The following is a 21,717-nucleotide window of genomic DNA, read 5'->3' as shown; positions in this document are numbered from 1 at the left end:
ATAATAAGGAATTTAAAAACGTTAGCTGCTATATTTATAGTGTCAAAACTATAATGCGACCCAAATAGAACCATAAAATTAACCTAAAACAAACCTCATGGCACCACAAGAAAACGTACAAGTATATCACAATGATTTCTTCAGCGGTATCATCCGATTGACCAAAAAGTTATTTATGCTTTAGTATTTTTTAAAAGAATGATGTAAAAAGAGCGACTTCCCCAAGTTGCTCTTTTTTTATGCGATTTTTTTATGGGGAATATGTTTTTGCTTGCTTATCCTTTTTGAATTATTTGCGTATAAATATTTTATCTTTAGCTCGTGGAGTTGGATGTAAGACATTGTAAAGAGATTGATATAGACACACTGGTTGTGCTTTCCAGAGATACCTTTTCAAAGGCTTTTGAGAAGGATAATAATCCACTTGACTTTAAATCGTATATTAATTCCGCTTTTAATAGGGATACATTACTTCAGCAGCTACAAAACCCAGATAGTTTTTTCTATTTTGTGTATTCGGAAAATCGATTGATAGGATACGTAAAGATAAACCAACTTCAAGCACAGACAGATCTTAAATCAGAGGATGGTATGGAGTTGGAGCGTTTCTATATAAAAGATGAATTTCAAGGGCAAGGCTACGGCACATTACTCCTTCAAATATTAAAGGAAAAAGGGAAACAGGCTAAAAAGTGTTTCCTATGGCTAGGGGTTTGGGAAAAGAATGTAAAGGCCATACAGTTTTATCAAACGCATGGTTTTAGTAAATTTGGAACCCATCCTTATTACATAGGAACGGATAAACAAACGGATTGGTTAATGAGGTGTGATTTAACCAAAGTAAAGGACTAAATTTAAAAGAAGATATGAAATTTTTAACAAGCCTTTTTCTACTGATTTCCTTTAGCGTATTGGGACAGTCACAATCGTATTATTTTCCGGAACGCAATACAGCTTGGGAACAAAAGTCCCCGAAGGAGTACAATATAGATACTTCTATGTTGCAGAAAGCTGTATCATTCGCGGAGTCCAATGAATACAATGGGTCTCGAGATTTAAGGATTGCTATCCTTAAAGGTTTCGAACGAGAGCCATTTCACGAAATTCTAGGCCCCACTAAAAAGCGCGGAGCACCAGCCGGTATGATTCTTAAAAACGGAATCATCATTGCCCAATGGGGCGATACTAAACGCGTAGATATGACTTTTAGTGTAACCAAAAGCTTTTTAAGTACGATGGCTGGTCTAGCGTTTGATAATGGACTTATTTCTAGTACAAATGACAAAGTGGGGCAGTATATCTGGGATGGAACTTTCGATGGTGCACATAATTCAAAGATTACTTGGGAACATCTATTACAGCAAAATTCGGCTTGGTCCGGGGAACTATGGGGAGGTAAGGATTGGGCGGATAGACCACCCAAGGAAGGTGGTATTGATGATTGGAAGTTTGAGGCGCCCAAAGAACCTGGAACGGTCATGGAGTATAACGATGTTCGTGTTAATGTGCTGGCCTACGCACTTACGCATGTTTGGCGGAAGCCAATGCCACTTGTGCTAAAGGAATATATTATGGATAGAATTGGAGCGTCGACAACTTGGCGATGGTATGGTTATGACCACGCATGGACAGAGGTAGACGGAATTAAAGTGAAATCGGTAACTGGGGGCGGACATTCTGGCGCGGGCCTGTTTATTAATACCGAGGATATGGCGCGTTTTGGGTTATTATTTTTGAATAACGGCAAATGGAAACAAGAACGATTGATCAGCGAAGATTGGATAAAGATGGCGATCGCTCCATCAAAGCCCAATGTAAATTATGGCTATATGTGGTGGTTGAACAAAAAGGGAGATAGACATTGGGAAGGCTTATCGGAAAACATTTACTATGCTGCCGGTTTTGGAGGAAATTTCATCGTGATAGATAAAGAAAATGATCTGGTTGTGGTCACACGTTGGTTGGAGCCAGCTATGATCGGCGAGTTTATGACCAAGGTAAATGCCGCGCTGCGTTATAATTGATTAAGAATGTAAATAGCTTTGTCCAGGGTTTCTTGTTTTTTGGCAAAGCAAAAACGCAGCACCTTATCATCTCGTTTATTTACGTTGAAGGATGAAATGGGAATGCTAGCTATGCCCATTTCGGTAATTAGTCTTTTAGCAAATACCTCATCTGGTTCATTGGTGATATTTGTATAGTCTAAAAGTTGAAAGTAGGTACCTTCAGAAGGTTTCCATTTGAAGTTGGAGTCCAAGAGGCCATTGATAAAGTAGTTTCTTTTTTGTTGATAAAAAGCGTTGAGTTCCAAATAATGATTTTCATTCTTTAGATACGCCGCCAAAGCACGTTGAACGGGATGGTCTACACAAAATACGGCGAATTGATGTACTTTTCGAAACTCTTCCATAAGAGATGCTGGAGCGGCACAATAGCCCATTTTCCATCCGGTTACATGAAACGTCTTTCCAAAAGAAGCACAAATAAAGCTTCTTTGGGCCAAGTCTGGATAACGACAGGCGCTTTCGTGGACTGATCCATCGAAAGCAATGTGTTCATATACTTCATCACTTAACAATAGGATGTCGGTAGGTTTTAGAATGGCTTCTAATTCGAGCATATCTTTTCGAGATAGCATTCGCCCAGTAGGATTATGGGGCGTGTTTAAAATTACCATTTTTGTTTTTGGGGTAATCAATTTTTGAAAAGCTTCCCAGTCTATACTATAATTCTCAGCTGGTAATTGTAAGTACACGGGAACACCACCGTTTAAGAGGATAGCCGGTTCGTAACAGTCATACGCGGGTTTTATTACAATTACTTCGTCTCCTGTGAGAACAAAGGCGGTAATCGCCGTGAAAATTGCTTGTGTAGCACCTACTGTAATGGTTATTTCCGTTTCTGGAAGATACTCGTACGTATGGGTATTTACAATTTTTTCTGAAATGGCTTCTCGTAATCCATAGTAGCCCTGCATAGGCGCATATTGGTTGTGGCCTTTCTGCATGGCTTCACAAACAAGCTTTACGAGCTCTGGGTCCGATTCAAAGTTTGGAAAGCCTTGGGAAAGGTCTATGGCCTGGTGTTTTCTTGCCAAATTGCCTACCGTGGTAAAAATGGTAGTTTCAATATTGGGGAGTTTGGAGGAATGCTGCATAGCGGATATCAATTTGTCCTAAAGGTAGTTTAGTTCGTTTGATTTTCTAAATGGCGAATGACTTGGTTTAGACAGTTTTTTAAATTCTTTTTTACCTCACTTTCCCAAAAACGAAAAACCATATAGTCTAAATCACTAAGCTTTTGGTTCACTTCTCTATCCCGTTGCATATTACGTTCTATTTTGGCAATCCAAAATTCCCTATTGGTCTTTACTTTTGGTTTACGTTCCTCCCAATTGTGGCCATGCCAATACTCGCCATCAATAAAAACTACCGTTCTGTATTTTTTGAGTACGATGTCCGGTTTGCCAATTAGTTTTTTATAATCTATCCTGTAGCGATATCCGGCTGCATATAAAGCCTTCCTAAATGCGAGTTCAGGTTTCGTGTTTTTTCCACGAATCTTACTCATAATTTTGGAGCGCTCTGGTGTAGTATAAAATCCCGATTCCTCGTTAAAGCGTGGTACTTTGATGCGTTCTTCAGAATAATTATTGGACATAGCTTAAAAATAAAAAATCCCTTGCTGAAGAGCATGGGATTTTTTATCTATTTTAATTGTTATTCGATTAGCCTTTTACGCTAGCGCTCAAATATTCACGATTCATTCGCGCAATGTTTTCTAATGAGATTCCTTTAGGGCATTCTATTTCGCAAGCTCCGGTATTGGTGCAGTTTCCAAAACCTTCCAAATCCATTTGACGCACCATGTTCTGTACCCTATCAACTGCCTCGACTTGGCCTTGTGGCAACAAAGCATATTGTGATACTTTCGCTGAGGTAAAGAGCATTGCACTTGCATTTTTACAAGCAGCAACACAGGCTCCACATCCAATACACGCTGCTGAATAAAAAGCATCGTCGGCATCATGTTTATCGATAGGAATAGAGTTCGCATCTTGCGTATTTCCAGATGTGTTTACGGAAATATAACCTCCCGCTTGTTGAATTCTATCAAAAGCCGTTCGGTCTACGATCAAATCTTTGATTACAGGAAACGCTTTTGCTCTAAATGGTTCTATGGTAATGGTATCGCCATCATTAAATTTGCGCATGTGAAGTTGGCAGGTGGTAACCAATCTATCGGGTCCGTGAGGTTCTCCATTAATTTGTAATGAACAAGATCCACAAATACCTTCACGACAATCATGGTCAAATTCTACAGGCTCTTCACCCTTGTTGATCAAATCTTCATTAAGAACATCCATCATTTCCAAAAAGGACATATCGCCATCTATACCGTCTATAGTATAGTCCATCATTTTTCCTTTGGAATTAGCGTCTTTTTGACGCCAGATTTTCAATGTTAATTTCATAGTTTTTATTTTGTATTTTGTTGATGGTTCAAGTTCAAATGAACAAACTTCTAACGTATCAACTATAAACTATTTATAAGAACGCGTTTTCAATTCTATATTCTCGTATTTTAGTTCTTCTTTATGAAGCACGGCATCTTTAGGTTCGCCTTTGTATTCCCATGAGGATACAAATTTAAAGTTCTCATCGTCTCGCAATGCTTCTCCTTCCGGCGTTTGGTATTCTTCACGGAAGTGACCACCACAGGATTCATTTCTTGTTAATGCATCTTTTGCGAACAATTCTCCTAGTTCTAAGAAATCTGCAACGCGGCCAGCTTTCTCCAATTCCTGATTTTTGGTATCAGGAGAGCCAGGCACGCGAACGTTTTCCCAAAAATCCGCACGCAACGCTGAAATTTCGTCTATCGCCTCCTGTAATTCTTTAGCATTACGGGACATACCACATTTATTCCACATGATTTTACCAAGTATCTTGTGGTAATAATCAACGGAATGTGTTCCTTTCCCATTCATCAATTTTTCTATTCTATCACGCACTTCTTTTTCGGAAGCTTCGAATTCTGGAGAATCTGTAGGTATTTTTCCTGTTCTAATGTCCTTGGATAAGTAATCACCAATAGTATACGGTAGTACAAAATAGCCATCGGCTAAACCTTGCATCAAGGCCGAAGCACCGAGTCTGTTTGCCCCGTGGTCACTAAAATTAGCTTCACCGGCAGCATAACACCCTTCTACTGTTGTTTGCAGATTATAATCTACCCATAGGCCACCCATGGTGTAGTGAACTGCGGGATATATCATCATGGGAGTCTTGTACGGATTTTCATCAACGATTTTCTCGTACATCTGAAAGAGGTTTCCGTATTTTGTCTCTATCACTTCCTCTCCTAATGCCCGTATGGTTTTGTCATCGGCATCTTTCATCCCAGAGGTTAACGCTTTTTCTTTACCATAGCGCATAATAGCAGCATCAAAGTCCAAGTATACCGCTTCGCCCGTTTTGTTTACGCCAAAACCAGCATCGCAACGTTCTTTTGCTGCTCTGGAGGCTACATCTCTTGGAACTAAGTTTCCAAAAGCAGGGTAGCGTCTTTCTAAATAGTAATCTCTATCCTCTTCCTTAAGTTGCGTAGGCTTTAGTTTGCCTTCGCGTATGGCTTGTGCATCTTCTGCCTTTGCTGGAACCCAAATACGGCCATCGTTCCGCAAGGATTCTGACATTAAAGTTAACTTGGATTGATGATCTCCAGAAACTGGAATACAAGTAGGATGTATTTGTGTAAAGCAAGGATTAGCCATGAAAGCTCCTCTGCGGTGTGCCCTCCAAGCGGCCATCACATTACTTCCCATTGCGTTGGTAGAAAGAAAAAATACGTTTCCGTATCCTCCTGTTGCCAATACCACAGCATGTGCTGAATGACGTTCTATTTCTCCCGTAACAAGATTACGTGCTATAATACCGCGAGCTTTTCCATCAACCTTAACCAAATCCATCATTTCATGACGGTTAAAGGGCTGTATCTTTCCTCTATTAATTTGACGGTTCATTGCGGAGTATGCACCTAACAACAATTGTTGTCCTGTTTGCCCTTTTGCATAAAATGTTCTAGAAACTAAAACACCACCAAAAGAACGGTTGTCCAAAAGACCTCCGTATTCTCGTGCAAAAGGAACGCCTTGTGCCACACATTGGTCAATTATCTGTCCGGATACTTCCGCCAACCGATAAACGTTTGCCTCCCGTGAACGGTAATCGCCACCTTTTACGGTATCGTAGAACAAACGGTAGTTACTATCACCATCGCCTTGGTAATTTTTTGCTGCATTTATTCCGCCTTGTGCTGCAATTGAATGCGCACGTCTTGGGGAATCCTGGTAGCAAAAAGTTTTTACGTTATAGCCTAATTCCGCCAATGTGGCGGCAGCAGAACCTCCTGCCAATCCGGTACCTACAACGATAACATCTATGTTACGTTTATTGGCGGGGTTAACAAGGTCAATTTCGTTTTTATGTTTAGTCCATTTATCGGCCAGCGGCCCAGCAGGAACTTTAGAATCCAATATGCCCATACTTAATGTGTTATTGGGTTAAGATGATGATAGATAGCAATAAAGGCAAACCCTAATGGAATGCCAATAGCGTATATCTTGGTAAATGTTTTTATCGCAGGAGTATACTTATTGTTCACACCCATAGTTTGAAACGAAGAGGCAAAACCGTGCAGTAAATGCAAGGCCAATAACCCGAAAGAAACAACATAGAGTATCGTTCTAAGTACAGGTTCAAATTTTTCTACTGTTTCTGCGTAATAACGCGTCGGGTCTTCGGGTCGTGCTTCAATATATTTGTAAGCCATTTCATGAACCCAGAAATCATACATGTGCAGTCCTAAAAATGCTAATACTACCAAGCCAGTAATAATCATGTTTCTTGAAATCCATGAAGCATTGGCGCTACCCTTGTATTTCGCGTATTTAACCGTACGTGCCCTGTTATTCTGTATTTCTAATGCAATGCCCATAACAAAGTGCACAATAACACCGGCTATGAGAATAGGCTGAAGAATATACTGAACCAAAGGATTATAGCCCATAAAATGGGACCATGTATTAAAAGTTTCCGGAGCAATAACGGATGTGATGTTGATGACAAAATGTTGACCCAAGAAAAAGACCAAAAAAAGACCGGAAAGCGCCATCACTACTTTTCGGGCTATTGAAGATGTTAACAATCCACTCATTTGTTCAAAATTTAGCATACCAAATTTACGGCACGGTTTAGTTATTAACAACTTTATTCAGCTATTAGTATATTATTTAGACCCATTTTGATCTTGTTAAAAAACCTGTTTAGATTTTACCATTCAAATACAGTAGTTTACCACGAAATATTAAACACAAATCAGAATTACCGTTTAACAAAACGTCGATAAAAAATCAAGAAATTGAATCTAAACTCAAATGGTCTTGGCATTAACTTCCATTCCGAGTTTATTTAGCTGTAATTTTACCATGCAATCTGGTTATTAAAAGGAACCACTTGTAAAGAATACTTGCAGTTAGCGATTTAAGAAATAGAAGTACATAATTAGTTTATGGAAATAACAAGAGAAAACAAAACTATAACAGTTGGTGGTGAAGCTGTTGCTCCGGGTAAGTCAAAATTTGTAAAAATAACGATAGACCGGTTGCCTACAGGCACTATAATTGATATTCCGGTTTACGTCTTTAATGCCAAAAGACCTGGGCCTGTGGTACTAGTGCAAGCGGGTTTACATGGGGATGAGGTTAATGGCGTGGAAATTGTACGCAGTATGTTGCACAATGGTAGCTTTAAGGTAGATGCCGGGGCGGTGATCGCAGTGCCAATACTTAATATATTTGGGTTTATCCATTATTCTAGAGATGTGCCCGACGGGAAGGATGTTAATAGAAGTTTTCCAGGAACAAAATCCGGGTCAATGGCGAGTAGGATTTCTTATCATTACCTACGCGAAATATTGCCCCAAATTGATGTTGCCATAGATTTACATACCGGCGGTGGGCAACGACATAATTTCCCGCAGATTAGATATACCAAAGAAGATCAAAAAAGTGCCGAATTGGCCAAGATGTTTAATGCCCCGTTTACCTTTACTTCTAAACTGATTAAAGGATCTTTTAGGAATGCTGCTTTTCGTTTGCAGATACCGGCCGTCGTTTTTGAAGCCGGTGAAAGTATGCGTTTTGACGAATTTTCTATCAAGCAAGGCATAACTGGAATCCTTAACGTATTTAGGCATTTAGACATGATGGACATAAGCGACGAAGACCATGCCAAATTAAACCAATCGGTTTATTTGAATATACGAAAATGGCTTCGTGCACCCACAGCAGGAATCTTTGTGTCAAAAATCAATAATGGAAGTAAGGTAGAAAAGGGTGATTTACTAGGTCTGGTATCCGATACCTATGCAAAAAAAACAAAGCAGGTAAAGGCTCCTTTTGATGGGTATATTATTTGTTTAAATCACCAAGCAGTCGTTAATCAAGGCGATGCTTTATTACATATCGGAGCCTTAGGAGAACAATAAGGGAAAAGTTAATTAAATTACAATTGAAAAGGAGTCCAAATCCATGTAACTAAAAAAATTATACTACTAAGATTGAGGTGTTGTTTCTTTAATTACCTCTAAACTCCATTCAATGGCTTCTTCCAAATCATCAAACTGCCGCAAAGAACCTTTAAAAAACATTTTTTCCAATAGCGTACTGGGAAGGCTTCCTTTTGTACTTCCCACGACCGAGTAATATTTTAATTCATGTCTGTTATTATAAAATTTTAACCAATCCGTTGGTGCTACCGTATAATTGTTTATACGGTTTGAAATATATACAATAGGTTGATTTTCTCCGTAAAACTCCTTGGAAGCTTTAACGGCTTTTTTGGCCATTTCCCATTGAAAAAATACGCCATTGTTGATTTCTGAAATAACTAATGTATCGAAAAAGTAGAAAACACCAAATTCGAACTCCCGTACTTCTCTTATGTTTTTAAAGTAGCTCAGTTCTTTTACCCTTTTCATAAATTGAACTTTAGTTATAACTTTTTACTAAATATAAGAATAATAGTGTTTTAGCTACATAATATCGGAAAAAACGTATAAAAACAGGATGTCTTTCACTCTATGGAAGCAATTTTTGTGATTTTAAAAAATGACCAAACCTAACCCAAACTTTGAGATTCTAGTTCGTAATTAGGGTAACTTTTGTTGCTGTTGTATGAGATAGCTTCTTTCATTGCTTGGTTCAAACTGTTATTGCGTAAGGGGAGCTTTAAAATAGTATGCTAATTTAAGTAGTGGAGGTAGATACTTAAGAAGGTTTTTAAACTTCCAAAATCATAGCCATTTCCAAATTTAATATAGCTCAGGTTTTTTATATGCTTTTTTGATGTCTTGGACGAATCAATGTCATAAAATGAAATAAGTTTATAAATCATTCCATATCCTTCAGCTGAATGGAAAGTGCCTTTGTAGATAATTGTACCTCAATAAGGCTTAGTACCAAAGAAATCATCAAGGCCAAAAGACTGATGCCAAAAACTACCTTGGCCAATAAGGAATATTCCATGTATATCAATGCCATAGTAATTACTGCCAATAAAAAACTAAAGATTGCGGAACCCTGCATGTTTTTGATAATTATTAATCGTTTACTTAGTTTTCTTACTTGTAATTTCACGGATTCAGATGCTGTTTCCAGATATTTTTGATGTAATTGACGAATTAGTGCCGCAATGGCCAGATACCGGGCATTATAGGCCAACATGGTCAATGATATTGCTGGGAATAGCAGGGCGGGAATACTTAACGTTAGTTGCATGGATTATTTTTGAAATATTCTTGAGCTTGGTGTTGCGGCAGTCGGAAAATCTTGAGGAATTTCTTGAGTCACGTTCCCTGTTGCGGCCCATTCCGTACCACGGAGCATCGTGGTGATGAATCCTACACAGGCAACCGAATAATCTGCATGCCCCATAATGTTGTGAAAAATACGACCTTTACCATAGTTTAGTGTCATGAGTGCAGGCTCGTGTCTTCCAGTTCCTTTGTTATTTGGATCCGAGTACGCCGTCGCTAAGATCTCCATGTGTTCCGCGGGGCCTCTCAACTTGTCGTAAAGTTCATCCTTGGTGTGCATCCACAATTCTGGCATTCCTTTGGTAATAGGGTGTTCTGTATTTCGAACTTGAACTTGATATTCACTTTGGGGACCGTGTCCGCCACCCTTTCCTGGCGAGGTATCACGTATAAGGTCCCCAGCATCGTTGTAATAGACATAAGGACCATTTTTTTCGGTACGGTTGCCCCAACCGCCGAGTCCAATCATATGGTTATAGGCCTCCCATTTCGGGAACGAATTGTTTGCTGCGTGAAAAACGACCAATCCACCTCCATTTTCCATATAGGTTTCAAAGGCTTTTTGTGTGCTTTCTGGCCAGGTTGAGGCATTCCATCCAAAATTGGAGATAACGACATCGTAATCGGAGAAATTAGGATTAAAATCTGCATCTGTTCTCGGTTCTTCCAAGGCTACGGTTGGGGGCAGGCCGTCAATAGGAAAATTGGCAATAAATTCCTCCCCTTTCCATGTATAGTCAGAGCGAATTACATCCACATTAAAAAGCCCGCTTTTCTCCAAGTAGCATTTTAGCATATAGGTAGTTTTTGGCCATTGCACATGATTGTTTTGACCATCAATGATTAATACTTTTATTTCGTTTTTCGGAGCTTGAGCCGAGCTGGAAATCACCATTAGTAAACAAAGAACTACCAGTAGTGTTTTATATCGATTCATTGGATTTATTTTATTGTGAAAGATTTGGTTTCTGTTAATCCGTTTCCTTTTAGTTCTACAGTATACGTACCTTTTGGAAGGTAGGTTTTACCGTCTTTCGCTGGTTCTAATTTTGCCTTGTGTTTTTTAAGATAGTCCATTTTTCCCGCTTTGGAGAAGGCTACGTCATAGGAAAGCACATTAAGACCTTTGTCCGCTTTTACTTCAGTGGCGCTTACCGCAATACCATCTTCGGTTTTTACGATAGCGGTAAAAGTGTCCGGTTTAGCCGTGTAAAAAGTAAGGTCTAGGCCTGGGGTATTAGCTTTCATCCACGAGCTCCAAGAACTTCCCCATCGGCTTGAGTGTTTTATATTTTCCAAATCAAAAGCGTACAATTCTTTTTTTATCACCTCTCGGGTCATTCGTTGTAGTGGCGCAATATCCGCTTTGTAGATGCCACGGCCATGGGTGGCAACGATTAAATGTTTTGCCTCGGGCTGTATGACCAGATCATGGACCGCTACGAAGGGCATCCCGTTTTGGAAAGCTTCCCAAGAGGTTCCTTGATCCATGCTTGCATATAGTCCGTTATCCGTTCCGGCGAACAGGAGGTTCTCGTTTACAGGGTCTTCAATGATAACGTTCATGGGCGAGTGGGGTATATTGGATGAAATAGATTTCCAAGTGGTACCGTAATCGTCACTCTGATAGAGATAGGTCGTAAAATCGTCATAACGGTATCCGCTTAAGGCGGCATACACACGTTCCTTTTTGTGTTTGGACGCGAGCACTTGTGCTACCCAAAGGGCTTGGTCAGTTTTAAGCCCTTCTACGTTGATGTTTTTCCCTATTTCTTCCCAAGTACTTCCTCCATTTTTTGAAACTTGAATCATTCCGTCATCGCTACCCGCGTAGAGCAGCCCAAATTGAAAGGGCGATTCTGAAATAGTGGTGAGCGTACCATACGGAACATTACCTTTTTTGCCACCAGCGGTAATATCTGGGGAAATAGCCTCCCAAGTATCTCCTTGGTCCATGGAACGTATGAATTTGTTCGTTCCAAAATAAAGAATATCTTGATTATGGGAGGATAACAGAATGGGCGATTCCCAGTTGAAACGATACGGCGATTCGCCTAATTTGTGAGCTGGTTTTATAAACGTTCGTTTGTCATTTTCGATATCCAACCGGGAATAATAGCCAAATTGGGAACCCGTAAAAATGATATTCGGATTTCTGCGGTCGATTTGGATTTGCATTCCATCACCTCCCGCAATTCCTTTCCAAGGATGATGGCCGCTCTGTAACCACTCAAAGTTGCTTTCCGCATTATGTGGCCCCATCCAAACGCCATTGTCCTGCAAGCCACCATACACATTGTAGGGTTCTTGATGGTCTATATTTACAGCAAAAAAAGTACCAACGGATTCCGAGTTGTTTTTGGTCCAGTTTTCACCATCGTCATAGGAAATATTTAAACCTCCATCGTTGCCGTTGATTAAATGCCCCGGACGTTTTGGATTTACCCAAAGTGAATGATGGTCTACGTGTACGTTTTCCTTTTGAATGGAGGTATAGGTTTTTCCTGCGTCGTCCGACTTGATAATGGGCACACCCAAGAGATAGATTTTTTCTTTATTGGACGCATCTACACGTACTTGTGCGAATACATAGCCATAACTATAGAACAAATCGTCTATATATTCTTCGTTCTGCTTTGTCCATGTTTTTCCTCCGTTATCACTTCGGTATACTACTGCACCAATTACTGGTGTAGTAGGAACATCTGGATCGTCTTCTCCCAAATAGCTCGCAATGTCTGCGGGCTTAATTTCATTTTGAGCTACCATTTCCTTTACCGTGGCTGCCGTGTAGGCTTTGGGAAATCGATTCTCCTTTAAAAAGGCGTCCAAATTCTTGTCGTCCAGTTTTTGAAAATCTACTTTGGACATCGACACAAAATTATTTTTCCCAATGTCTTCTTTTTTATCTTTTTCATCCGCTTTTTTAGGTCTTCTATACTGATTGTCATGAACGGCGTACACCGTATTTTCATCGTACACCGCAAATCCTATTCTACCTACGCCTTCGCCCGTAGGGAAACCACTTCCAGCAGTAGAAATTTTAACCCATGAACTTCCCGCATCTATACTTTTATATATGCCAGATGCATTTCCGTTACCCGTGAAATCCCAAGCTTTTCGATTTTTTTCCCATGCTGCGGCATATTGTATAGCAAAATTATCGGGTGCGTGCGCTACATCAATGATTCCGGTAGCATCGTTGATGTATAGGGTTTGTTTCCATGTGTTACCGCCATCGGTAGTTTTATACATTCCGCGTTCTTTGTTGGGGGAATATAAGTGACCGGTTACACCTACGCTTACTTCATTGGGATTATTTGGATTTACTAGAATCCGACCAAAATGATGGGCATCATGTAGGCCGATATCTTGCCAAGTTTTTCCATTATCTGTGGTCTTTAACATCCCTATTCCCGAATAGGAGGAGCGGGACGAAATGTTTTCTCCTGTACCAACATAAATAGTTTTAGTTGGCCAATGAATACCAATATCGCCTACATTAATGGTCTTGGCATTGTCCATAATTGGCGTAAACGTAGTGCCGTTATTTATAGTGTGCCACACCCCGCCAGAGGCGTAGCCTACGTAAAACTCGGTAGGATCATCTGGATTGACTTCAAGATCGGCCACACGACCACTCATTACAGTAGGGCCTATGTTTTTTAAGGGAATATTTTTCAGAATCGAATTTTCTGTAAGTTCCAGTTTTGATTGCAATGATGTGAGTACTTCTGCTGGTAAGCTAGGTTGGACTTGTGCAAATCCAAGACTACTACTAATAAGTGTAATTAGGAGAATTTTTTTCATTTTAATATGTTGAAGTTCTTAAGCGGAAGGTAACAATAAGTTTTTCCGGTGACAAGAAAAATTCACGAATGCAGACGTCTTACAGTAAATCGCTTAGTTTGGGGCTTTGGGTACAGTTGCTTGGAATACTTGTTGTTGGCGCCGGATCAGCTTCAGCTTCCTATGGTAGCCTTGGCCAAAGCATTCTTATGGCGGTTCATAACATTATATAAGGAGCCATGGGCATGGGATAGGAAACAACACCTAATTTTAAATAAAAAAAAAGCATTAAAAGGGTATCTTTTTTTGTAGGTTTAAGTTTTAAAATCTTGATTATGAAACGCATAGTAGTCATTAGCGCTTTGGTTCTCCTTTTGCAGGCTTGTTCAGCCGTTAAAAGCTATGAAGTAGGTCAGATACTAACCCCTCAGGGCGAAATACTCGTTTGGCTCTACAATGAAACGCCCAACCATAAAAAAAGCTTTATCGAACTTGCCAATAAAGGGTATTGGGATAGTCTTACTTTTAATCGCGTTATTCCCAATTTTGTGGCACAGGCCGGTTGCCCGGATACCCCAGAAGGTTTTAATGATCTGGAATATTTATTAAAACCCGAGTTCCATGAAAAACTCACGCATACGTATGGGGCATTTGGAGCAGGTAGGGATGGCAATCCGGATAAGTTATCCGCACGTTGCCAATTTTATATTGTTCAAAATAAAGAAGGGGAACACCGTTTGGATGGTGATTATACCGTCTACGGAAAAGTCATTAAAGGCATGGATGTGGTCGATGCTATGGTTAGTGTTCAAAGGGACAGTTTGGACGAGCCGCTAACGCCAATTACCATGGATGTTAATGTACTGATGATGACGGTTGAAGAGTTAAAGGAATATGACGTGGAATTAAATTAAAAGAGGAGTGCTTATTTGTTAAATTCCTAATCAATTTAATGTAGAAATGGCAGTCTTTGCGCAGTCGAAGTCCGACTTAGCAATGGAACGTTCTCGATTGCACTCTAACCGACACTTAAGTAAAATACAATTGGCTAATTTTTAATCTAGGAGTATTTTAGGTCATTTAAGCTTGATTTACCGACTTTCACTAAATTTTTTCAAGCTGATCCAGCTGTTGCTTAACGAGAGTTTTGAGTTTGTTTTGAGCAGTCACAATCTTATCTTGTAATATTTTGGTAGGCTGCTGTTCCAAATCGGTCACGGTTTGGAAGGTTTTGGAATACCAAGCTGACCAGGCATCTAGAATCGCCTTTTCTTCCTTATAATTTGCACCGTTCTGAATGCTTTTTGCACTTAATTCATATTCTACCTCTAAGCGCTCTGTCGCTGCTTTTTCTATGTTTTTCAGGACATTTTCTGCAGTTTGTGTATTCGCATTTACGAGCGTCAATGCACTGGCCAAAGCACCCGTCCCTACATTTTTAAGGGTTTCTTGAGAAACTTTATCAATTTTATCATTATCGGTATGGTAAAACTGGTCGGTGAAATGCCAGAGTAATAATCCGGGAATATCGGCATGTAAAAAAGGCGTATGATCGCTGCCCCCTTCAAACGGATTGGAATTGACTTCCCAATTGGCAAACGTACCCTGATTTTCGAAATTTCCGATCATAAAATCGTTGAGGTAGTGCGGTTTCATGTCTTCCAATGATAAAACCTCTCCGCCCCATTCGGTATGTTTGTCGTTTCCACGGGTCCAAACGGCACTGGGGTCCGGCATTTTTTCGATCAAGAAACTACCTCCCGTAATTGCTGTATTTTCGCCTACCATATCCAAACTAATGCCCCATTTTATTTTTTTTGCACGTTCGGAATCTTCTTCAATATAGCGTCTCGTAGAAATGATTTCATCGCCCCAAAGAAAGGTCAAGGTACGATCCAAGTCTATTTTTTCCGAGTTAAAAAGCTGAGCTGCCAAAGTGGCCATTTCTAATTGAGCACCAACTCCTGAGGCATTGTCGTTTGCTCCGGGTTCCTGAATATGGGCGCTAAATACCATGCGTTCTTTGGGAAGTTTGCCCCCTTTTATATCGGCTACCACGGTAAGCTCTTCGGATGTGTAGCTCCTGGTTTGAATGTTTACTTGGACTTCTACTTTTCCTTTGGCCAAGGCCGATTCCAACCGTTCTTTTGCCGCATAAGATAGCGCGATGCCCCAAAACGAAGCATCCGTTTGGGGAGGTAAGCTCCGAAACTGAATGGAGGTCGTATTCTTTTCCGGTTGAAGATAGGATGGATTGTTATACGTAATAATGCCTAAGGCGCCTTGGTCTATTAATCTTTGAACAAGTCTCCGTGCGCTCGCCGCGATGTAAACGACCTTCCCTTTTACATTATATTGATTAATATTTTCTTCATTTTTTAGATGGATAACCTCCGCCACAACACCTTCCTTGGGAGTGGAGGCCGAATTGAGGTAGGTCATATTCCGATTGCTTTCTGAAATTAGCAACGGGGTTTCTTCCCCCATAATTTGCACAGCGGCCGAAACCGGCTCCCAAGTAGGATGGTCCATTTCACGTGTTTCGATACGATACGTAAGTCGGTCGTTCGCGGTGGCTTTTTTCTCTAGCACATAGCCCGCTTTTTCCAAATGTTCGGCAATCCAATAGACACTTTTGTTAAAACCGGTATTCCCTGCCACGCGCCAGTATTTCGCTACATAATCGGTGGTTTTATATGCCAAATCGCCGGTAAAGGCAGGTCGGATGATATCAAAATACTCTTGGGATTTTGGTGGTGTTTCTTTTACTTGTGAGCAGCCCAAGGTAATGATGAATAAGTAACCAATAAAAAAGAGCTGTTTTCTCATACAATAAATTTGTTTTTTTAAAGTCTACTATTCACTTAACACTCTTTATAGACGTTTACTCCCCCCATTTCCAATCTCCGCCAATAATCAACTTCTCTTTAAGGTTGTTATCGATCATAAATTGTTTTGTTGTTTCACTGTTCATCTTAGTAGCAGGTAGGGTTTCCGCATTAGCTAGGCCGTACAGCATCATGGTGCCAAACCGGGCCGTGTTGGTAATATGTTCCTCGTTTACTAAAGGAAAATCATCACAATCGCTATGGTAGCAGCCGTAAATAGATCGGTCTAGATTGCTGTGTACGGATAAAATGGGAACACCTTCCAACATAAAGGGTTGGTGGTCACTATGCAGACCGGAACGGTTGGAGAAGCTATTCTGATATATCGTATCCTGTTTTTGGATGGCTGCCCCTAGTTCGGTAAAGAAGGCCTCGTTTTCCAGTTTTCCACCGGCGTTCATCCCAATTGGATTTCCTGCCATATCCAGATTCATCATGTATTTAATATTGTCTATCGTATTATTTGCAATGGCTTGGTTTACCAGGTATTTGGAGCCCAATAATCCCTGTTCCTCGCCCATGAACATGATGAATTTAATAGTCCGCTTGGGTTGTAGGTTATTCGCCTTAAAGGCACGTGCTATATCGATGATCGCAAAAGAACCGATGCCGTTGTCTATGGCTCCGGTTGCCAAATCCCAAGAATCCAAATGCCCCCCAATGACGATAACCTCTTCCGGTAATTCACTACCTGGTAAGGTGGCTATCACATTTCTGGCTTTGATGACATCGCTCGTGTTGGTCATTTCTATGTGTGCCGAAACAGCTTGTTCTTTGAGTTTTTCTTTCAAGGCCATCCCGTCTTCCATTCCAATACAAACGGCCGGGATAGGAATAAGTCCGCCTGTTACAGAGGCAGTCCCTGTCAATAACACACCATTGGGAACCTGATTGATAATGATGATACCTTTTGCATCATATTTCATGGCCAACGCTGTTTTTTCACTACGGTGTAGGTTGGTCAAGCCTTCCGGACTTCCTTCTAAAATATTAATGTATACCAAGGCGATTTTATCTTTTACGGCATCCGGAGCTGCGGCATAATCGGCCTCCAGTCCATTGCCCATATCTACGATTTCGCCGGTAACATCTGCTTTAATGGGGGAATGTCCCAAGGTCACTACTTTCATAGGTTCGCTTTCTATTTCCAAAGCGACCGTTCCTCGTGCCCAAGCTTCTACCTCAAAGGTTTGGTATTGCACATCCTCAAATCCGTACTCTTTAAATTTGTTATAGGTGTATTCTTCCGCCTTGGCCCCATTTTCTGATCCGGTAAGGCGGTGCCCAATGGTCTCACTGGCCTCTTTTAAGGTGCTGTACGCTTTGGAATTCTGTTGTATTTCTGTATCAACACGTGCAAACAGTTCCGCTTGGGTCTCTTCTTTTTTCGATTCTGTACATGCGCTTAGCACAACTATGGCTAAAGAAAATAGAATAATTTTTTTCATGGTTTTGGTAAGGGTTTTTATGATTTCAGTTTTTTGTCCGTTCGGATTTCGAGTTCACTTTTCTTCAGTTGAATATTCAATTTATTGACTTCGACATCCATGAATTTTTTGAATTTCACATCTACAGTTTTTAAACGTTTGTTAAAGATAGCATATACTTCACGTTGTTGGTCGGTCGGTTTAAAATCTGCCCCAAATCCGCCTATATCACTGGCCAATGCACTTAACCGACCATAAAGTTTCATAGGAGATCTAAAAGCATCTTCACGAGCTCCCGTTAAATGAATGTCATACAAAGAGCCTGCAATGGATTCTGCAAGTATTCGCAGTTCCTCCGCTTTTTTACGATCGCCGTTTTTGGTCAGTTTTGGAATGATTTCATTGAGTTCTGCCCGTATGGTTTCAATGTCATTGATCATGGTAACGGCTAAGTTCATAGCATCCCTTAGTTCTAGGGAAAAGGCTACTTGTTCCTTTAATTCTTCCAAACTGCTTTCGGAATCAGGATCTTTTAGTACATCAACCTCACGTATAAATTCTTCTTCGCCTACGATCAGTTTTATTTTATAGCGCTGTGGCACCACCCGGGGACCGAATTGTCCGCGCCACAGGTCCAAATCCCAAGTTACTAACGGTCGCCATCCTTCTCCGTTCAATTGCACCCAAGGTCTTCCGGGTGGTGTAGACTGCAATTTTGGTTTATAAGTAGGTTCGTATCTTAAATCCCACATGGCTCTATGGATACCGGCATCTTGTTTGCCTTCCAAACTTCTTATTAATTGGTCGTCCATGGTCAATATTTCTATGGCTACTTTTTGATCTGTGCTGTCTTTAAGATAGTAATGGATATCGGCTCCATACCCCGGGTTTCGGCCCGAGTTCATGCTCGGTCCATCTGTCTTTATAGCTTGTTTGTCAATAAATCGATACGCAGGCCGCATACTGAACAAATGTGCTTTTTGGTCTTTGGCGTCGACATCAAATTCCCGTATCGGCGCTACATTGTCCAAGATATAATAGCCACGACCATAGGTGCCTACGACCAAATCATCAAAACGTTCCTGAATTTCCAGCCAGTACACGGGTGCTGGGGGAAGGTTGTTCCGCAAGCGCATCCATGTATCCCCATCAGTATAACTAATATATAGTCCGTTATCCACGCCTAAGTATAACATCCCCTCTCTCTTGGGGTCCTCTTTGATGACGTGCGCGAAGGTGTGCACCGATTTAGGCATGGAATCCGTTATCTTTTTCCACCTAGTTCCATAATCCTCCGTTTTATAGGCGTAGGCCTCAAAATCACCCATTTGGTGCAGGTCTACCGTAATGTAGGCCGTTCCTTCCTTATAGTGCGATACTTCAATATTGGCAATGGTGCCCCACTCGGGTAAACCGGGAATGTTTGCGGTTACGTTGGTCCAGTTGGTTCCGCCGTCTTTTGTTATTTGTACTTGTCCGTCGTTGGTTCCCGCCCATATCAATCCTGGTTCTAGTTTTGATTCTACGATACTGAACAATACGGAACCATCAAAGGTCATTAAGTTATCTACTGCGATACCTCCGGAATTTTGTTGGTGTGATTTATCATTTAAGGTTAAATCTGGACTGATCACCTGCCAACTTTGTCCGCCGTCATCACTTTTATGCACGTATTGACTACCTACATAAACCCGGTGCTTGGTATGGGGAGAAAAGGCCAGTGGGAAATTCCAATGCCACCGATATTTTAGTTTGCCCGGTTCCCATCCGTAACCGGCTTCGGGCCAAACCCGTACATCTCTTGCGTGGCCGGTTTTGGCATTATAGCGTTGCAGTCCGCCATCATAACACCCGGACCAAACAATGTCGTTATCAAAAGGGTCGGGTTGGGCAAAACCACTTTCGCATCCGCCCACACCTTCCCAAAGCCCTAAAGGAATATAGCCTTGTCTACTGTTGCTGGGGCCTTTATAGGAATAGCCATCCTGCCGGTTGCCATAAACGTTATACGGTATCTGATCATCTACAGACACATGGTACATTTGTGCAATGGGCAGTACGATACGCTGAAAACTTTTGCCGTGGTTAAGACTGATACTGGCACCGCCATCATGCGCTACCATTAAACGATCGGCGTTTGTAGGGTCTAACCAAATATCATGGTTGTCACCACCGGCACGGTAGCCTCCTTTAATGGTTTTGCCCCCGTCTTTGGAAGTGCTGAATTTTACGTTGGCAAAATAAAGTTCGTTGGGGTCGCTTGGCGAAACGGCCATACGGATGTAGTACGGAGCACGTTCCCCAATATCATGGTTACGGGTCTGTAAGGTCCAGGTTTCGCCAAAGTCCTCTGATCGGTATAAAGCCGGGCTATCAATTTCAAACAGCGCATACACGATATCTGGTTCTGAATGAGAGATGGCGACCGCAGTTTTGCCTACGGGATTGTCTTTTCCCCCGGGAAGTCCGTTTGCGTTCATTGGCTCCCATGACGCTCCACTGTCCAAAGTTCTATAAACCCCTCCTCCGGGACCGCCACTTCGCAATCCCCAAGTATTAATATGAATAGACCACATACCCACTAGCAGTCTTTCTGGATTTTTAGCATCCAAGGCCAATTCTGCCGCTCCAGTATTTTCATCCACGAAAAAGATACGTTTCCAGTTTTTACCACCATCTGTAGTTTTGTAAACACCCCGTTCCTGTTGTGGTCCGTAGGTGTGACCCAATGCTGCGGCATAGACGATATCTGGATTGGTAGGATGTACAATAATTCGTCCAATGCGACCCGTTTTTTTGAGCCCCATATTTTTCCATGTTTTTCCTCCGTCTTCGGACTTATAAATACCGTCACCCATGGCATGTGCTGGTCGGATGACAAAGGTTTCTCCGGTGCCTACCCAAACGATATCTGGATTTGTGGGAGTAATGGCCAGGGAACCTATGGAAGAAACATCCTGATCATCAAAAATAGGGTCCCAATTGAGTCCGCCATCCGTAGTTTTCCATAATCCTCCAGAGGCGGCACCGATGTAATTTATCATTGGGTCTCCGGGAACCCCTGCAATAGCAATGGTACGGTTCCCTTCAGGACCTATAAATCTAAAATCTAGGTTTTCGAAAACGGAGGGGTCGGTTTGCGCTTGGGAAATCAGGGTTGTAAAAAAAAGTAAGATTGAGAGTAATGAGTTTCTTTTCATTTTGCCGAAGTTGAGATAGTGTTCTACTTGAAAGTCTACTAAGATAACCAAAATTAGAAACTGAATGTAGCTTTACAATTGGTTTGACCATCCTTACATGAAACGAAATACGCGTATTGTATTTATTACTGGTTTTTTATATTTTAGGAAGACTAACATAAGATTAGCTATGCAAGATTTTTTTCTTCTAGGAGCATTTATTCTTTTAGTTGTGGGCTTGTTTTACTTTTTTGTTCCTCCAAAAGGTATTAATCCAGTCTACGGATACAGAACACCCTCGTCCACAAAAAATGATGAGAATTGGGAGGTAGCCAATAAATGGGCATCACGCTTATTTTTAGGGGTAAGCATACTTATGTGCGTCCTTTTATACATCAACCAGGACTTAAAATTTATGGATAGCGACGACTTATTTATAACCAGTTTCCTAAGTGGAATAGTACTTATTTTTGCGGTTGTAGAACTAAAGTTATGGCGAATGAAAAAAGAATAACGGCTTAAATGCTATCGAATGTTCGCAGGGCAAATTCGGAA

Annotated in this window: 17 protein-coding genes; 5 read left to right on the top strand and 12 right to left on the bottom strand. The window is 41.0% G+C overall.

The window, feature by feature from the left end; all coding sequences use genetic code 11:
* Positions 1–321 precede the first annotated feature (321 nt).
* Together MS6x_RS09680 and MS6x_RS09675 are read left to right on the top strand one after the other, a co-directional pair.
* Complete coding sequence (locus tag MS6x_RS09680; RefSeq protein WP_482607080.1) at positions 322–852, top strand: GNAT family N-acetyltransferase; 531 nt, start codon at positions 322–324, stop codon at positions 850–852.
* A 14-nt stretch (positions 853–866) separates the two neighbouring features.
* Complete coding sequence (locus tag MS6x_RS09675; protein WP_482607079.1) at positions 867–2,024, top strand: serine hydrolase domain-containing protein; 1,158 nt, start codon at positions 867–869, stop codon at positions 2,022–2,024.
* Here the strand turns inward: MS6x_RS09675 and MS6x_RS09670 are convergent.
* The 5 genes from MS6x_RS09670 to MS6x_RS09650 form a co-directional block, all read right to left on the bottom strand.
* Positions 2,015–3,157, bottom strand: a complete 1,143-nt coding sequence (locus tag MS6x_RS09670; RefSeq protein ID WP_482607078.1) for a methionine aminotransferase — start codon at positions 3,155–3,157, stop codon at positions 2,015–2,017. The two genes, MS6x_RS09675 and MS6x_RS09670, sit on opposite strands and share 10 nt — an antisense overlap.
* Positions 3,158–3,186: 29 nt before the next feature.
* Entirely contained in the window at positions 3,187–3,660 is a 474-nt protein-coding gene (locus tag MS6x_RS09665) for a very short patch repair endonuclease (protein WP_482607077.1), read from the bottom strand.
* A 67-nt stretch (positions 3,661–3,727) separates the two neighbouring features.
* Complete coding sequence (locus MS6x_RS09660) at positions 3,728–4,474, bottom strand: succinate dehydrogenase/fumarate reductase iron-sulfur subunit (RefSeq protein ID WP_482607076.1); 747 nt, start codon at positions 4,472–4,474, stop codon at positions 3,728–3,730.
* A gap of 69 nt (positions 4,475–4,543) precedes the next feature.
* Positions 4,544–6,547: a fumarate reductase/succinate dehydrogenase flavoprotein subunit gene (locus MS6x_RS09655; RefSeq protein ID WP_482607075.1), complete on the bottom strand. Its 2,004-nt coding sequence runs from the start codon at positions 6,545–6,547 to the stop codon at positions 4,544–4,546.
* Between the two features lie 2 nt (positions 6,548–6,549).
* Complete coding sequence (locus MS6x_RS09650; RefSeq protein WP_482607074.1) at positions 6,550–7,218, bottom strand: succinate dehydrogenase cytochrome b subunit; 669 nt, start codon at positions 7,216–7,218, stop codon at positions 6,550–6,552.
* Between the two features lie 354 nt (positions 7,219–7,572).
* Here MS6x_RS09650 and MS6x_RS09645 point away from each other — a divergent pair, with 354 nt between their 5' ends.
* Positions 7,573–8,550 (top strand): succinylglutamate desuccinylase/aspartoacylase family protein, encoded by a 978-nt coding sequence (locus MS6x_RS09645; RefSeq protein WP_482607073.1) that lies wholly within the window; start codon positions 7,573–7,575, stop codon positions 8,548–8,550.
* Positions 8,551–8,616: 66 nt separating this feature from the next.
* Here the strand turns inward: MS6x_RS09645 and MS6x_RS09640 are convergent, their stop codons facing one another.
* From MS6x_RS09640 to MS6x_RS09625, 4 genes are all read right to left on the bottom strand, one after another.
* Positions 8,617–9,042: a hypothetical protein gene (locus tag MS6x_RS09640; protein WP_482607072.1), complete on the bottom strand. Its 426-nt coding sequence runs from the start codon at positions 9,040–9,042 to the stop codon at positions 8,617–8,619.
* A gap of 412 nt (positions 9,043–9,454) precedes the next feature.
* A complete protein-coding gene (locus MS6x_RS09635; RefSeq protein ID WP_482607071.1) occupies positions 9,455–9,841 on the bottom strand; it encodes a DUF2721 domain-containing protein in 387 nt (128 codons plus the stop codon).
* 3 nt (positions 9,842–9,844) lie between these two features.
* Positions 9,845–10,816 (bottom strand): ThuA domain-containing protein, encoded by a 972-nt coding sequence (locus MS6x_RS09630; RefSeq protein WP_482607070.1) that lies wholly within the window; start codon positions 10,814–10,816, stop codon positions 9,845–9,847.
* 5 nt (positions 10,817–10,821) lie between these two features.
* A complete protein-coding gene (locus MS6x_RS09625; RefSeq protein WP_482607069.1) occupies positions 10,822–13,689 on the bottom strand; it encodes a glycosyl hydrolase in 2,868 nt (955 codons plus the stop codon).
* A gap of 314 nt (positions 13,690–14,003) precedes the next feature.
* Between MS6x_RS09625 and MS6x_RS09620 the strand changes: the two genes are divergently transcribed.
* A complete protein-coding gene (locus MS6x_RS09620) occupies positions 14,004–14,582 on the top strand; it encodes a peptidylprolyl isomerase (protein ID WP_482607068.1) in 579 nt (192 codons plus the stop codon).
* 190 nt (positions 14,583–14,772) lie between these two features.
* Here MS6x_RS09620 and MS6x_RS09615 read toward each other — a convergent pair whose 3' ends face one another.
* Genes MS6x_RS09615 through MS6x_RS09605 form a run of 3 tightly spaced genes read right to left on the bottom strand, consistent with a single transcriptional unit; the run spans position 14,773 to position 21,183 of the window.
* Complete coding sequence (locus tag MS6x_RS09615) at positions 14,773–16,497, bottom strand: M28 family peptidase (RefSeq protein ID WP_482607067.1); 1,725 nt, start codon at positions 16,495–16,497, stop codon at positions 14,773–14,775.
* Positions 16,498–16,552: 55 nt separating this feature from the next.
* Positions 16,553–18,004 carry a M20/M25/M40 family metallo-hydrolase gene (locus tag MS6x_RS09610; protein WP_482607066.1) on the bottom strand — a complete coding sequence of 484 codons (1,452 nt, stop codon included), beginning with the start codon at positions 18,002–18,004 and terminating at the stop codon, positions 16,553–16,555.
* A 17-nt stretch (positions 18,005–18,021) separates the two neighbouring features.
* Complete coding sequence (locus MS6x_RS09605) at positions 18,022–21,183, bottom strand: WD40/YVTN/BNR-like repeat-containing protein (RefSeq protein WP_482607065.1); 3,162 nt, start codon at positions 21,181–21,183, stop codon at positions 18,022–18,024.
* Between the two features lie 169 nt (positions 21,184–21,352).
* On the opposite strand from MS6x_RS09605, the gene MS6x_RS09600 reads away from it, so the two are divergent.
* Positions 21,353–21,676 (top strand): SdpI family protein, encoded by a 324-nt coding sequence (locus MS6x_RS09600; RefSeq protein ID WP_482607064.1) that lies wholly within the window; start codon positions 21,353–21,355, stop codon positions 21,674–21,676.
* Positions 21,677–21,717: the final 41 nt, after the last annotated feature.

It is taken from the genome of Maribacter sp. MS6 (assembly GCF_056839185.1).
Note: the sequence above shows the minus strand (reverse complement) of the source record. Positions and strands in the feature narration are given on the sequence as shown.